Annotated in this window: 12 protein-coding genes; 4 read left to right on the top strand and 8 right to left on the bottom strand. The window is 67.2% G+C overall.

Annotated features, from left to right (window positions below; all coding sequences use genetic code 11):
* Positions 1 to 257 precede the first annotated feature (257 nt).
* Entirely contained in the window at positions 258 to 1,925 is a 1,668-nt protein-coding gene (locus tag Q7W02_00435) for a thiamine pyrophosphate-binding protein (protein ID MDO8474657.1), read from the bottom strand.
* Positions 1,926 to 2,128: 203 nt separating this feature from the next.
* Between Q7W02_00435 and Q7W02_00430 the strand changes: the two genes are divergently transcribed.
* Positions 2,129 to 2,905, top strand: coding sequence for a response regulator (locus tag Q7W02_00430; GenBank protein MDO8474656.1), 777 nt, complete (start codon positions 2,129 to 2,131; stop codon positions 2,903 to 2,905).
* Between the two features lie 130 nt (positions 2,906 to 3,035).
* Here the strand turns inward: Q7W02_00430 and Q7W02_00425 are convergent, their stop codons facing one another.
* The 3 genes from Q7W02_00425 to Q7W02_00415 all read right to left on the bottom strand — a co-directional run bounded on the left by Q7W02_00425 (position 3,036) and on the right by Q7W02_00415 (position 7,500).
* Positions 3,036 to 4,646, bottom strand: a complete 1,611-nt coding sequence (locus tag Q7W02_00425) for a DHA2 family efflux MFS transporter permease subunit (protein MDO8474655.1) — start codon at positions 4,644 to 4,646, stop codon at positions 3,036 to 3,038.
* Between the two features lie 137 nt (positions 4,647 to 4,783).
* Complete coding sequence (locus Q7W02_00420; protein ID MDO8474654.1) at positions 4,784 to 6,238, bottom strand: radical SAM protein; 1,455 nt, start codon at positions 6,236 to 6,238, stop codon at positions 4,784 to 4,786.
* A gap of 8 nt (positions 6,239 to 6,246) precedes the next feature.
* Positions 6,247 to 7,500 (bottom strand): anaerobic sulfatase maturase, encoded by a 1,254-nt coding sequence (locus tag Q7W02_00415; protein ID MDO8474653.1) that lies wholly within the window; start codon positions 7,498 to 7,500, stop codon positions 6,247 to 6,249.
* A gap of 191 nt (positions 7,501 to 7,691) precedes the next feature.
* Here Q7W02_00415 and Q7W02_00410 point away from each other — a divergent pair, with 191 nt between their 5' ends.
* The 3 genes from Q7W02_00410 (at position 7,692) to pfp (ending at position 10,783) form a co-directional block, all read left to right on the top strand.
* A complete protein-coding gene (locus tag Q7W02_00410; protein MDO8474652.1) occupies positions 7,692 to 8,870 on the top strand; it encodes an FAD-dependent oxidoreductase in 1,179 nt (392 codons plus the stop codon).
* 55 nt (positions 8,871 to 8,925) lie between these two features.
* Entirely contained in the window at positions 8,926 to 9,192 is a 267-nt protein-coding gene (locus Q7W02_00405; protein ID MDO8474651.1) for a hypothetical protein, read from the top strand.
* A 244-nt stretch (positions 9,193 to 9,436) separates the two neighbouring features.
* Positions 9,437 to 10,783 (top strand): diphosphate--fructose-6-phosphate 1-phosphotransferase, encoded by a 1,347-nt coding sequence (gene pfp, locus Q7W02_00400; protein ID MDO8474650.1) that lies wholly within the window; start codon positions 9,437 to 9,439, stop codon positions 10,781 to 10,783.
* Here the strand turns inward: pfp and Q7W02_00395 are convergent.
* The 4 genes from Q7W02_00395 to Q7W02_00380 are packed head-to-tail and all read right to left on the bottom strand — an operon-like array spanning position 10,780 to position 14,597.
* Positions 10,780 to 11,886 carry a DNA topoisomerase IV subunit A gene (locus tag Q7W02_00395; GenBank protein ID MDO8474649.1) on the bottom strand — a complete coding sequence of 369 codons (1,107 nt, stop codon included), beginning with the start codon at positions 11,884 to 11,886 and terminating at the stop codon, positions 10,780 to 10,782. The two genes, pfp and Q7W02_00395, sit on opposite strands and share 4 nt — an antisense overlap.
* 2 nt (positions 11,887 to 11,888) lie before the next feature.
* Positions 11,889 to 13,820 (bottom strand): DNA topoisomerase VI subunit B, encoded by a 1,932-nt coding sequence (locus Q7W02_00390; GenBank protein ID MDO8474648.1) that lies wholly within the window; start codon positions 13,818 to 13,820, stop codon positions 11,889 to 11,891.
* Positions 13,821 to 13,866: 46 nt separating this feature from the next.
* On the bottom strand, positions 13,867 to 14,136 hold the full coding sequence (locus Q7W02_00385; protein MDO8474647.1) for a hypothetical protein: 270 nt from the start codon (positions 14,134 to 14,136) through the stop codon (positions 13,867 to 13,869).
* Positions 14,133 to 14,597: a nucleotidyl transferase AbiEii/AbiGii toxin family protein gene (locus Q7W02_00380; GenBank protein ID MDO8474646.1), complete on the bottom strand. Its 465-nt coding sequence runs from the start codon at positions 14,595 to 14,597 to the stop codon at positions 14,133 to 14,135. The genes Q7W02_00385 and Q7W02_00380 overlap by 4 nt, the downstream gene beginning before the upstream one ends.
* Positions 14,598 to 14,623 lie beyond the last annotated feature (26 nt).

Raw genomic sequence — 14,623 nt, 5'->3', positions numbered from 1 at the left:
ACCATTGAACGGTCGGCCTTCTCGACCCGACACATCCGCGGGCACCCTAACCGATCCCCCGTCCTCGCACAATGTTACTTTCCGATCTCCGGCCGCGGAGCGGCATACGACCGCTATTCACGAACGCGTGTTCCGCGTCCTCTGCGCCCCCTCACCCTGTCCCTCTCCGGGGGCGAGGGGATCGAAACGGCTCCCTCTCCCTCGGAGAGGGAGAGGGTCGGGGTGAGGGTGGCGCCTGTCTTCACGCATAATCCGGCCTAGACCGGCTTGGCCTCGATGACGACTTCGATCAGATGTGGACGTTTCGCCGCGATGGCTCGTGACAGGGCGCCGGTCAACTCACCGGGTCTCGTGATGCGCTCCGCCGAGAGCCCAAGCCCGCGGGCGAGATCGAGGAAGCCCAGCCTCGGCTGCCCCAGATCCATGTGGAGGTAGGGGCGATCGGGCTTGGCCCCAAAGCGCTGCCGGTACACGTCCATGTTGTGCTTGAGGATGCGGTACTCACCGTTGTTGAGGATGACGAACACGATGGGCAAATCGTGGTGGGCGGCCGTCCACAGGGCCTGGATGCTGTACATGGACGAGCCGTCGCCCGAGATGGCCACGACGGGCCGGTCGGGGCACGCGACCTTGACGCCGAGAGCCCCCGGCAGAGCTTGTCCGATGCCGCCGCCCCGCGCTCCAAAGTAGTCGCCCGGCTTGCTGAAGCTCAGCGTGCGGGCGAGATCGGGGCCGGCCGTGATCGCCTCGTCCACCACGATGGCGTCGGCTGGCAACGCCGAAGCGATGTCGGCCATGAGCCGGGGCATAGAGATGGGGGTGTTGTCCCAGCGCTTCTGAGCGCGGGCTCGTTGGGCCGCGGCGTCGCCGTCCTTGAGCGACTTGAGCGCCTGATTGCGCCGCGCGGCCGCCTCACGGTATCCGGCCGAAGCCTTGCCATTCACATCGGCCCGCAGCGCCGCGAGCGTGGCCTTCGGATCACCAATCAGTCCCACCTTCACGCCGTAGTTGTACGCCAGCCGCTGTGACGAGGCCTCGACCTGGATCACGGCCGCATCCTTGGGGAACGGAGACCCAGGCGAGAACCACACCTCTTCAAAGAAGGGGCCGCCGACGAGCAGAACGGCATCGGCACCCTCGAGCGCCTTCCGGATCGACAGGGCGTCGAATCCGAGCGCCAGCCGGAAGTTGGGATGGTTGCTGGGCACGGAAGCGTGTATGCGAATGCCTTCGGTCCAGATCGCGGCTCCCAGCGCCTCGGCCAGCGCCACGACCTCGGCTCCCGCTCCGAAACGTGCCACCTCGTCCCCGACGACGATGACGGGGCTCTGCCGGCCGGCCAAGAGGGCTGCGGCCTCAGCGACTCCAGCGGGCGCCGCGGGGCCCGCCCGGTGCAGCTTGCCGGGAGCCACGGGCTCGTTCTCCGACTCCTGCTCCAAGACGTCGATGGGCAGGGCCACGAACACAGGACCAGCGGGCGGATCGTTCGCCACTTTGAACGCGCGATGTAGGAGCAGGGGCAGCTCGTCGGCTCGCTCGGCTTGGACACTCCACTTCGTCACCGGGGCCGCCATGGCCGCGAGATCGTGCCCCAGCAGGGGATCGCGGAGACGCATGCGCGTGTCCTGCTGCCCGGCGGTGACGACAATGGGAGCGCCCGCCTTGAGGGCGTTGTACATCATGCCGATGGCGTTGCCGAGCCCAGGCGCCACGTGGACGTTCACGAAGCCCGTCTTGCCGCTGGCCTGCGCGTAGTAGCTGGCCGCGCCCACGGCCACCCCCTCGTGGAGAGTCACGATGTAGTTGAGTTGGGGGTAGTCGAGCAGGCTGTCGATCACGGGGCTCTCAGTCGTCCCCGGATTGCCAAAGATGTAGCTTACGCCCTGAGCGATGAGGCTTTCCATCAGGATCTGTCTACCGCGCATGGGATCTCCTAGCGTGCCGGAGTTGGCCGCGGGTGGCGCTGCGCTGCGGCCGTCGGGCCCCATGGTGCCACTACCCGCACCCGCTTGAAAAGCACTGACTCTCCAAAATCCGTCGGTGAGGTGACGACAAGCGCCACATAGAAGCGTGGCGGCCTCCTTGAGTGCTCCACAAGTAGCGGATTCTGTGGCATGTCCATCATCCGGTGAAGACGGTACGTCGCTTGCTACCCAAAGACAACGAGGGAACTATCATGCGCGTCAAATTGCCGCGGCCGGAGTCGCGTCGCCGCCCACGGACCAAGGTCAACTGGCCGGTGGTCGTGGAGCTGGACGATCGGGTGCTGCACGGCGAGACGATTGACGTGAGTCAATTCGGGGTCAAGCTGCGCCTCGGGGAGCGGCTGGAAGACGCTTCGCTTGTGACGCTGCATCTCAACCCGCCCCAGGGGTGCCCCGTCGACGCCCGAGCGATCGTATGGCGAACGGATGACGACGGTCCAGTCTTCCTCTTCCTCAAGAAGACGCCCGCCGCCCTTCTCCCAGGCAATGACAAGCACTCGCCGGCGCTGCGTGTTCTCACGATCCTGGTTGTCGACGATGATCGCAGCGTAGGCTCTTTGGCGCGGGACATTCTAGGGTCCGCGGAATATCTCGTCCTCTTCACTGACGATCCGGTCGAAGCGATCCGGCTGGCCAGGCAACGGCCGGGTGACATTGATCTCCTGCTCGTGGACGTGGTCATGCCGTTGATGGACGGTCGAGAGCTCGCTCGACGTGTGCTCGACCTTCGCCCCAAGGTGAAGATCTTGCTCATGTCGGGATTCGAGATGTCCAGTCTCCGGGACACGGGATGGCCGGTCATCGCGAAGCCCTTCGGCACCACCGAACTCATCGAGAAGATCGAGGAATGCACCACCGCAAAGAGACGATCATCGGTATTTGCGGCTCCGACGCGATCCGCTCGACGGCCTTTACGATAGGCAGAGCGCGTAGTCGGCATAGAGCGTCGGTAACAGAACACCCGGTCACAGCCAGCGAATGTCGCGAAGATGCCGTCGCCGGCCGTGACCCGCCCCCCGTGGCGTCCCGCCTGGATCGACCCGCCGGAGCTCACTCGGCCGGGGCGGGTAGTCCGGGGTCTCGCGCGCCCGATTCGCTCCCCTCCGCGCTGCGCCGGCCGCGCGCCCCCCGGCCGGAGCGAACCCGCCGCATGAAGGGGATCAGGAGCAGGACGGAGGAGTAGACGGCGAGGAGAAGCCAGAAGTCATCGGCATACGACAGGATGTTCGCCTGCGTCACCGTCTCGCGGTACAGCATGGCCATGGCCTGCCGATTGGCAGTGAACGTGTCGGCGCCATGGTTCACGAAGTGGCCGGTCCACATGCGCAGCCGCTCCGCCATCTCGAAGCTCCACTGGTGGAGGTGGATCGTCAGCGTGGCCTGGTGGACCTGACTCCGTCGCGCCAGGAGCGTCGTCACCAGCGCAACACCCCTGCTTCCGCCGATATTGCGGGCGACATTGTAGGCGGCCGTCGAATTGCCCAGCCGCTCCGTCGGGATGGTGGCGAGGGTCAGGGCCTGGAGCGGCACGAAGATGAAGCCCTGGGAAAACCCCTGGAGGAAGCGCGGCCAGGCGAGGTTCCAGAAGTCGATGGTGGGAGTAACGCGGGTCATGAAGAAGAGAGCCACCGCGGCCAGCGTGCAGCCCCCGGCCAGCATAAGGCGCTGGTCCATGCGCGACACGAGGCGTCCGGAGATCATGAGCGCGATCATGGTGCCGAACCCACCCGGAGCCAGGGTGAGCCCCGCCGTCCACGCGTCGTACCCGAGGATCGTCTGCGTGTAGAGCGCCAGGAGGAGCAGGCTCGAGTTGAATCCCAGACCCACCAGGAAGATGGCCAGCGTGCCGAGGCCGAAGTTGCGGTCCCCGAAGACGGTGAGGTCCAAGATGGGCTCGGCGGCCATGAGCTCCCGGATCACGAAGCCGGCCAGCATACACGCGGCGAGCACGGCGCACATCAGGACCAGCGTGGAGTCGAACCAGTCGCTCCGCTCACCGAGGTCGAGGACGAGTTGGAGGCAGCCAAAACCCACGACCATGAGGACGATGCCGGCCACATCGATGCGGCGGGGCCGGCGGTGAAACGGCGCGTCGAACAGGAACGCGCTGACCATGAAGTAGGCGAGGATGCCGATGGGCAGGTTGATGTAGAAGATCCAGCGCCACGACCAGTTGTCCGTGATGTAGCCGCCCACCGTCGGGCCCAGGATGGGCGCCAGCATGATGCCGGTGCCCCACACCGCCATGGCGGTGCCCCGCTCCTCGAGCGGGAAGATCTCCCACATCACGGCCTGGGCCATGGGGATGACGGCCCCGCCACCGAGACCCTGCAGGATGCGCATGAGCACGAGGAACTCGAGATTGGGCGCGATGCCGGAGAGGAACGAGCTGGCGGTGAAGGTGACCGTGCAGATGAGAAAGAATCGACGCCGACCGAAAACAGCCGTCAGCCAACCGCTGGCCGGGATCACCACCGCGTTGGCGGCCAGGTACGAGGTGATGACCCACGACATCTCATCGATGCTGGCGGAGAATGACCCCTGCATGTGGGGGAGCGCGACGTTGGTGATGCTGGTGTCGAGCACCTGCATGACCGTGACGAGCATCACGGAGAAGGTAATGGCCCACTTGTGCTCGGAGCCGAGGGGCGCGTCGTTCACGGCGTCTCGCAGCGCCCCCGGACCGGGGAATCCCGCTCACCGAAGGGCAGCGCGGGCATGATGGCGCGTAGTGTAGCCGAGTCTACGACCGCAATTGTGCCGAGAGCGTAGACGCCGCCAGGGGTCCCGAACCTCTCTCATGGCCCCGACCTGCCCAGCGGAGGACGGCGCCGTCGGAGCACCCGCACGGGCGGCACCCGAAGCAGTAACGGGAGAAACCGCCAGTACGGCGGCGCCACCCCGGCCATCGCCAGGGCGCGGTCCATCACGCGCTCGTACGTCGACGTGCCCTCCTCCGCCGCGTGCACGATCGCCGGGCACCGTCGCATCGCCTGGTTGATTCGGCCCAGGACCCACTCTTCATCGACCTGCGAGGAGAGGTAGAAGGTGGGCTTGGCCAGATCGCGATCCGCGGCGATGGCGCCCTCGCGCACTGCATCGCGCGCGAGCGCCGTGCCCGGGAGCACGCGGACCCCCGTCGTGACGATGCTGACGCAGTTGGGCCCGTCGAGGTACCGCTCGACGAACGACATCGTCTCATTGACCGTCTCCCGGGTCTCTCCGGGCCCGCCAACCATGAAGAACCACATGCTGGTGATACCTGAGGCGCGGGCGAGACGCGCGGTGGTCCGGATCTCCTCGACGCCGAAGCCCTTGCACAGGCTGCGGAGCATCCTCTCGCTGGCCGCCTCCGGCGTGATCATCATCGAGTTGAAGCCGGCCCGGCGCATGAGCGCGAACAGCCGCTCCGAGGCGCCCAACGGGTTGATGCCCATCGCGGTCAACGGCACCCGCAGACGGCGGCGCAGGATCTCCCCGCACACCGCCTCTGCGTGCTGCGGGGGCACGTTGAAGGTGGAATCCACGAACTCGAAGGCGCGCGGTCGCAGCCGGGCCCGGACGCGCTCGATCTCGTCCGCGACGTCCGCGGGCGATCGCAGTCGGGCGGCGCGGCCTTCCACCATGGGATAGGCGCAGTAGCTGCACGCAAGGGGGCAGCCGCGCTTGGTTTGGATCGGCCACGTCGCCCCCATGTGCCCGTAGGCCCTCCAGTCGATCCATTCCTCCATCCCGGAGGCGCCGAAGTGGGGGAGCCTCGCGGGCTTCGTGGTGAGGATGGCGTCGCCCACGCGGGCGCAGACCCCCGGGATCTCGGTGGCGGGCCGTCCCGATTCGATCGCGGACAGCAGGCGCGGGAACACCGCCTCGCCCTCGCCCACGACCGCGAAGTCGCCGTCGACGTGTCCCAGCACCCCGGCCCCGAGGATGGAGACGGCGGGCCCTCCCAGGACGATCCGGGCGCCGCACGACTCGCGGACCACAGCCGCGAGGCGGCCGGCCCCCTCCAGGTGCCAGGTCGTGCGCTGGCAGACGACGTTGTCGATGTTGCGGATCGAGATGCCGACGACGTCCGGCGCCGAGGCAGCGAGGCGTTCCCGGAGATCCCCGAGCGGCCGCTCACTCCCGACGAGGTCCAGGAGGTCGACCTCGTGGCCCGCCTGGCGGGTCGCGGTCGCCACGTAGGCGAGGCCGATGGGCGGAGCGACCATGAGCTCTCGCGACGGGTTCCAGTAGACGAGCAGGACACGCATTGCTAGAACTACCGGAAGCAGCAGCGCTTGAACTTGCGGCCGCTGCCGCACGGGCAGGGATCGTTGCGGCCGGCCCGCGCGCGGGCCTGCGCGTCGGCCGTCCGCACCTGCTCCATGAGGGCCTCGAGTGGGCGCCCGACACGGATGAGCGCTGCCGCCTGTTGCCAGTAGGGCCGTGTGTGGCGGAAGAACCGCTGAAAGCCCTGGCAGAGGTAGTTGAGTCCCGGCTCGCCGTCCGGGGTCTGGATGAGGCGGTCTTTGGGACACCCGCCGTTGCACCAGGCGCGGACATCGCACTCGCGGCAGTAACGGGGGAGCGTGTCGCGTTTGGCGTCGCCGAACGCCCGCTGGGCGGGACTCTCGACGAGATCGGCCAAGTGGGTCTCGCAGATGTTGCCGAGCCGGTGGCCGGGGTTGACGAAGTGGTCACAGGAGTAGAAGTCGCCGGTGTGCTCGACCACGGGCACGTCCCCGCAGGTCTCGCGCACGATGCAGAGGGCGTGCTCGATCCCCAGCGCCGGCCGGAGCGCCTCGTCGAAGGCCTGGATGCTGATGCGGCGGACGTCGTGCCGCACCCACTCATCAAACACCTCGCACATGAACTTCCCGTAGGCCTCGGCAGGCACCGTCCGCTCGCTCACCGTCCCGTCGAGACGCCGTTCGACCAGCGGCAGGAACTGGAGGTACCTGACGCCTGCGTCCTTGAAGAAGCGGTAGACGCGCGTGGGGTGGCGCGCGTTGTCGGCGTGGACGACGCAGAGGACGTCGTGCCGGACGTCGTGCTGCTGGAGGAGGCGGAGCGCGCGCATCGTCTCCCGGTGGCTCGGGCGCTGTCCCTTGGTCACCCGGTGCCGATCGTGGAGATCGGCCGGGCCGTCGAGGCTCAGTCCAACGTAGAAACCCTCGGCGGCCAGGAATTTCGCCCATGCCTCGTCGATCAGGGTGCCGTTGGTCTGAATCCCGTTGACACAGCGGCGGTCCGGCGGCTGGTGCTTTCGCTGGAGCGCGAGAATCTTCCGGAAGTAGTCGAGCCCCAGGATGGTGGGCTCGCCCCCGTGCCAGGCGAAAGAGACCAGGGGAATCGGGCAGGCCTCCAGGTGCTGGACGATGTAGCGCTCCAGCACGTCGTCGGACATCCGGCGAGGCCCGCCTCCGGGGTAGAGCTCGTCCTTGACGAGGTAGTAGCAGTAGGTGCAGTCCAGGTTGCAGATAGCGCCCCCGGGCTTCACCATCACCTGGAACTCGCGCGTGGCAGTTGGCATGCGGCCCCGTCCCCCGGGCCCGAGTATATCCCGGCAGACCCGGAGGTGGCCGAGGCCTTCGCCGGTTGCTTCGGCCCACCCTTCACGCTTGGAACAGACCACCTGTCAACGCGTAGCCTGAAGTGACGGCCGCGAGAACTCCCGGGCCCCCCGCGCCCGGCGGCGGTAGAATCCTGCTTCGGGAGGAGCTCATGGCGCTTACGGCCGACGTTGTGATCATCGGGGGCGGGGTCACCGGGACGAGCATCGCCTTCCACCTGGCCGCTCGCGGGCTGCGCGACGTCATCGTCGTCGACAAGAGCTCCGTCGCCTCGGGCGGCACGGGGAAGAGCTCGGCCTGCGTGCGCCAGCACTACACCACGGCCGAGACCTGCCGGATGATCCGCTTCTCGCTCGACGTCTTCCAGCGCTTCGAGGCGCTGACCGGCGGCGGCTCGTGCGGCTTCCGGCGCACGGGCTATCTGCTCGGCGTGGACGAGCGGATGCGCGCACCCATGGAGGCCTCGGTGGCGCTCCAGCGCGGGGTCGGCATCGGGACCCGGCTGGTGTCGCCCGCCGAGATGCGCGAGATCGAGCCCCGGCTCCGTACCGAGGACCTGACGGCCGGGTGCTACGAGCCGGACTCTGGCTACTGCAACCCCGCCGAGACCGCCCAGGGCTTCGCGCGGGCGGCCCGCGAGCGCGGCGCGCGGGTCCTGGAGGACGCGGAGGTCCTGACCGTTCTCACGCAGGGCGGCCACGTCACCGGCGTGCGGACCACCAAGGGCGAGATCCACGCGCCCCGAGTGGTCAACGCCGCCGGCCTCTGGGGCGCGCGCATCGGCGCGATGGTGGGCCTCGAGATCCCGATCACGGTATGCCGCCACAAGATCAACATCGTCACCTGGCCGGAGGCGGCCCGGCGGCCGCACCCCATGGTCTATGACTTCGTGACCAATATCTACACCCGGCCCGAGCTGGGCGAGCACATCCTCGTGGGGGGCCTCGACGCCGAGGAGTCCCACGACCTCGCCGACCCCGACCGCTACAAGGAGGGCGTGAGCCTCGACGAGTCCACGGAGGCCCTCGCGCGCGTGAGCCATCGCTTCCCCGTCCTCGAGGAAGGGCGCATCGCCCGCGGCTACGCCGGCTGCTTCGACGTCACGCCCGACTGGCACCCGATCCTGGACCGCGTCGGGCCGGAGGGGAGCTACGTGGCCGTGGGCTTCTCGGGTCACGGCTTCAAGCTCTCGCCGGCGGTGGGCGAAATGATGGCCGCCCTCGTCACCGAGGGGCCGGGCGGCCATCCCGACCTCCCCGCCTTCCGTCTCTCGCGCTTCGCCGAGGGCAAGCCCATCCGCGGCACCTACGGCGACTGGCTCATGTGCTGATCTCGTCACCGGCCACACTCTGGCCCTGGTGCAAACTGGTGCACAATGGTGTAGCATGACCGACATGGCTGAAATAGAAAGATCTGTTCGCCAAAGCGTGTCAATCCCCACCGGTATTGCCAAGCGTGTGCGCGCTTTGGCCAAGACTCGGAAGACAAGCGCCAATCGCGTACTCGTGGATCTGATCGAGGCCGGCCTTCAGTCCAAGGAAGCCGAGAAGGAACGTTTCTTTTCGCTCGTGAGCCGACTTACTCAATCTAGGGATTCTGCTGAGCGGCAGCGGTTGAAGGAAGAACTCGCGCGGATGACATTCAGTGATTGATGCCGAAGATTCGGTGGACCCATCTTCCACCAGTTCTCCGCCAGCACCTCTTCGATCGGGTCGCGAATCGCCAGATATCGCCTGAAGATCTCTATAAGCTGAAACTGTGGCGCGAAGCTGAGCCAGACGCGCCTGACGGGCCCACGCTCCAACTGCCGCCACACTACTGACAGGGCATCGCGGACCCCCGGGCTCGCGGGAACATGGACATCGGGCGGCCGGGCGGCCGCCGGAGGCACTCGCCGTGACCCAGCACAAGAAGCTCGCCATCCTCGTCGGCGGGGGCCCGGCCCCCGGTATCAACAGCGTGATCAGCGCGGCCACCATCCGGGCGTGCCTGGAGGACGTGGAAGTCATCGGGGTCCGTGACGGCTTCGAGTGGATCATGCACGGCGACGTCGACCACGTGACCCCGCTCACCATCGAGACCGTCAGCCGCATCCACTTCCGGGGGGGCTCGCACATCGGCATCTCCCGCGCCAACCCGACCGTGGATCCCCAGCACCTGGAGAATGTGGTGATCTCGCTGCTGCGGCTCAACGTGTCGCAGCTCATCACCATCGGGGGAGACGACACCGCCTTCTCGGCCATGAAGGTCGAGCAGCGCGCCGAGCGCCGCATCCGCGTCGTACACGTGCCCAAGACCATCGACAACGACCTCGACCTGCCCGCCCACGTGGACACCTTCGGCTTCCAGACGGCCAGGCACTACGGGGTCGAGATCGTGAAGAACCTCATGGTGGACGCCCGAACCACCTCGCGCTGGTACTTCGTGATCGCCATGGGCCGCAAGGCCGGCCACCTCGCGCTCGGCATCGGCAAGGCGGCGGGGGCCACCCTCACCCTCATCCCCGAGGAGTTTGCGGGCCAGCCCATCCGCCTCAAGACCCTCGTCGACACCCTGGCCGGCGCCATCATCAAGCGCCTGAGCTACGGGCGCCGCGACGGCGTCGCCATGATCGCCGAGGGTGTCGTGCTCGACCTCGACCCCGGCGACCTCGCCCAGCTCGAGGATGTGGAGCGGGACGCCCACGGGCACGTGCGCATCGCCGAGGTCAACATCGGCGAGATCCTCAAGGCCGCGGTCCAGAAGCGGCTCGCGCAGTTCGGCCTCAAGACCACCCTGGTGGCCAAGAACATCGGCTACGAGCTCCGCTGCGCCGATCCCATTCCCCTCGACATGGAGTACACGCGCGACCTCGGGTACTGCGCCGCCAAGTACCTCCTCGCCGGGGGGAACGCCGTCGTGATCTCCATGCAGGGTGGCCACTTCGTGCCCGTCCCGTTCGAGGGCATGCTCGACCCGGCGACGGGGCGGGCGCGCATCCGGCTGGTGGATATCCACTCCACCCGCTACGCGATCGCCCGGCGCTACATGCTCCGCCTGCGCCGCGACGACTTCGACGACCCGCACGAGCTGGCGAAGTTCGCGGCCACCGCGGGCCTGTCCCTCCAGCAGTTCCGCGAGGAGTTCGAGCCGCTGGTCCAGCTGGAGCCGCCGCCGCTCGACATCAGCCCGGCCTCCGTGCCCGCGGACACCGCCTCGCCGTGCAGGGGTTCGAGCACCCCAAAATCCGATGACTCGCGCTAGTCCAGCCAGTCTTCCTCTTTGAGCTTTCTGGGCAGGTAGGTCTTGGTCAGGTAGCGGAAGTCCTTGTTGGCGAGCGCGTCGAGCTCGTACTTGAGCCCGCTCGCGAGCATCCGCTTGATCTCTTCCTGCCACGGCTTCTTCTGAAACCAGCGGTACTTGAGTAGCTCCTTGGCCCGGCTGATGTCTTTGTCGTTGAGCTTGATGCCGACGTTGCGCGGCAGGCCGTAGGCGTCGGGGTCGGCGCTGGAGAGGCCGATGAACTTGGCCTTGGGAATGGCCATCCGCTCGCTCTCGAACGCGAGGTTGATCGACCCCTGCTTGACGACCGAGTAGATGTAGTAGCCCCACGGGTCGTTGTCGACGAGGACGTACACGGGAATCTTGTATTCCTCGTGGAGGCGACGGGCCAGGCGCCGGACGCCTCGGGGCGGCTGGCCGTTGCCGGTCAGGAGGACGCAGTTGTAGCGGCGCCAGAACTTGTCCTCGGAGAGGCGGTTCCACTGGGTGCCCTTCTCGACGAGCAGGACGAAGTCCGCCGTGCAGCGCCGGATCTCGATGAAATCGGGCTCGACGATGGAAGGCACCGAGTAGCCGCCCTTGCCCAGGCGCGCGCAGTCCACGCGGTCGCCGTCGTCGCCGAAAACAACGGGCCCCACGATGCTGCCGGCGTTCTCGGCGCGCACGTGGAGCTCTTCGCGAAGCGCCGCCAGCGAGACTTCGAGGTCCTCAATGAGGGGGTCGGATTCGTTCTGGTTATCGAACGTGTTCTCGTGCGAGTCCTTCATCGTGTGCTTGGTTCGGTAGTAGATCTCCCTGAGCGACGTCGTGAGGTCGGCCCGCTGCAGTTCGGACAGGGCATCGGCCACCAGCACCGTCTGCATGAACTTCTTCGCCATCCCCACGTTGAAGAACGTGCGCGCTTGCTTCCGCTTGCCCATCTCGATGATGCCGCGCTTCTCGTTGAAGTGGATGTTGGCGAGGCTGCGCACGGGGATCGACAGCGTGGGGTCCTTGCTGCGTTCGGCGGCGGTGATCACCGCGTCCGCCACACTGATCAGCTTCCTCTCGACCGCTCCGGGCTTCTTCGCCTTTGCCTTCGCCATTGTTATTTCTTCTTTTTCTTCTTCTTGTGCTTCGGCGGCTTCGTCTTACGTTTGGCCGCCTTCACTTTGCGCTTTGCCGTCTTGGCCGGCTTGGGCACTTCGGGCGGTGCGACTGCGCTCGGCTCGGCGCCCGGCAACACCGGCGCCTCCCCTTCGGGGCCTTCGGGGGTGACGATGATCGAGTGTGGGAGGCCTTCCGGGCCGCTGTGGCGGTCCAGGATCGCGTCGGTCTTGGCGCCGCCGGTCCGCTTCGCGGCGATCTTCTCCAGCTGGGCCTTGAGCTTTTCCTTGGACAGCTTGCCGCCCTTCAGCCGGGCGCAGGCCTCCACGACCTCTTCGATGTAGAGCTCGAAAATGTTGCGCCGGCGGAACTCGCTCTTGGCCCGCTCGCGCCGCCGCAGGAACATGCCGAGGCGGCGCCCGCATTCCTGCAGCGCGAGCTTGATATCCTTGCGGATCTCGTCGTAGTCGGCGATCGCTTCCTTCGACTCGCTGGTGAACGGCACCCAGACCGAGGCCATGTGGACGAAGATCACCATGGGGCCGGCCGGGAGCGCGCCCCTGGACTGGGCGATACCGTAGTTCCGCCACGCGGTCTCGAGCGCGGCCTTGTAGGTCGCGCAGGCCGACTGCTGGTAGAGCAGCGGGACGCGGTTGGCGTAGCGAATCACGCGGGCCAGCTCGCTGTCGTCGTCCCGCTGCTCGCCCTCGGCCAGCGGGGCCGCTGGCGCTTCCGGGCTACCCTTCGCCTGATCCGGTCCCTTGCCGTAGGCCAATCCAGCCTCGATGATGAACGGGTTGCCGCGGTACACGGACGGCGGCCGGGTCACCGCCGTGTAGAACTCGCCTTTGATTTGCTTGTAGAGCCCGTGGAGGATCGCCTTCTCGCCGATGGGCGAGATGCAGTTCGACGGCGGCGCCATGATCTTGGTCGCCTGGATGGCTTTGTAGAGCGCCTCGGCGTCCGTGCCGTGGATATTTCGCGGACGCGCGTTCGCCGACAGCTTGGCCGTCTTGCAAATCTCCTGGGCGACGGCCGGGGAGACGCGGCTGAAATCGCCCGAGAGAAACCCCGAGAGCCAGTGGCTCCGGGTGTCGTGGAGCATTCTCAGCAAAATTCCGAACTCGATGCCGTAGGGATGCGGCTTGATCTCGCGGGGCTGGGGCGGCAGCTCGTCGATCGTCCGCGGATACTCCCGGGTCTCCCCCTCCGGCGTATGGTAGACGAGCTTCACGTGCGGATTGGCGATGCCGACCTGCTCGAGGAACTCGTCCACCGAGGCGCGGCCTTTCTGATAGCGCCCCTCGATCTCGAGCGTCACCTGCGTGCCGCGTGGGTGGTCCCAGCCGATCTTCTTGTTCTCGAAGATCCTGGGCTCGTTCTTCTTGGTGTCGATCTGGACTTCGAAGTAGTGGGCCGCGCCGCGCGCGCTGGTGCGCGAGATGATCTGCACCGGCTTGCCGGTCGTCAGCTGGGCGTACATGCCGGCCGCGGAGATCCCGATCCCCTGTTGTCCCCGGCTCATGCGCAGGCGGTGGAACTTCGAGCCGTAGAGGAGCTTGGCGAAGATCGGCGGAATCTGGTGGCGGACGATGCCGGGGCCGTTGTCGATGACGGTAACGCGGAAGCGGGTCGCCTGGCTGGCAGGCGGCGGCGCCTCTCCGTTGCTCGGCACGACCTCCAGCGTGACGACGACCTCCGGCAGGATGCCCGCTTCCTCGGCCGCGTCGAGCGCGTTGTCGACGGCTTCCTTGACGCAGGTGAGGAGGGCCTTCCGGGGATTGTCGAAGCCGAGCAGGTGGCGGTTCTTGGTGAAGAACTCGGAAACGGAGATGTCCCGCTGGCGGGCGCCCATCTCGGCGGCGGATACGGACGTTTTCGGCTCGGTGGCTTTCGGTTCTGCGGTCGGGGCCTTGGCGAGTGCGGTGGCCATCTCCTTCTTTGATATCAGACCTGTGCTCGCGGGCGCTCCTTTAAAGTCATCGGGTGACGTCGCGAAATGCCGACAGGGCGGGATCGGCACCGATGCGGTCGGCCGAGAGGCTCGCGAGCGCGCTGCGCACCAAGGTGAGGTCCCGCGCGGCCCACGCCAGACCAAGCGCGACCCGCAGCTCCGCCGGCGTCAGCAGGACGGCCTGATCCGCGCGGAGGCATTCGAGGGCCCGCGGGCCGACGAACGCCCGGTGAAGCGACAGACATAGGTCGCGTGCCTGGGAGGTCGCCAGCACGGCCCGTTCAGCGGGGGTCACTCCTGCTCCTCGAGCAAAGCGATGTCGGCGATGTCCTGTGGCGAGCCTCGCAGCCGCTTGAGTCCGATCAGCCCGGCGCGTGAGACCACCGTCACGGACTGTCCCTCCCATTCGGTGTTGATGCGCGTCTGCCATGCGCGCTCGGTCGCGCCTGGCCGGACCTCGATCACGTCGAGCAGAAGCACCTCTGGGTCCCCGGGGACAATCTTGGTGAGCCGATGCATCACGACCTCGTCCTCGGCGAATCGCGTCGGTGTCCGCTCGCGTCGAACGAACCCGCACGGCAAGAGCGCATCGACGAGCGACGCGACGGCGGCCGGCGGCGCCAGGAGGTCGATGTCGATGGTTGCCCTCGGGCGCGCGTGGATAGACATCGCGATTCCCCCGCAGATCGCGTAAGGCACCTGAGCGGCGCCGAGGGCGGCCACAATGGTGCGAAATTCCTCGAAGAGGTTCGGCATGCTCACCTCGGGCGAGCGTAACACGG

This window comes from Candidatus Rokuibacteriota bacterium, assembly GCA_030647435.1.
Lineage (GTDB): Bacteria > Methylomirabilota > Methylomirabilia > Rokubacteriales > CSP1-6 > AR37.
The sequence above is the reverse complement of the archived record's forward strand: the minus strand, read 5'-3'. Positions and strand labels throughout refer to the sequence as shown.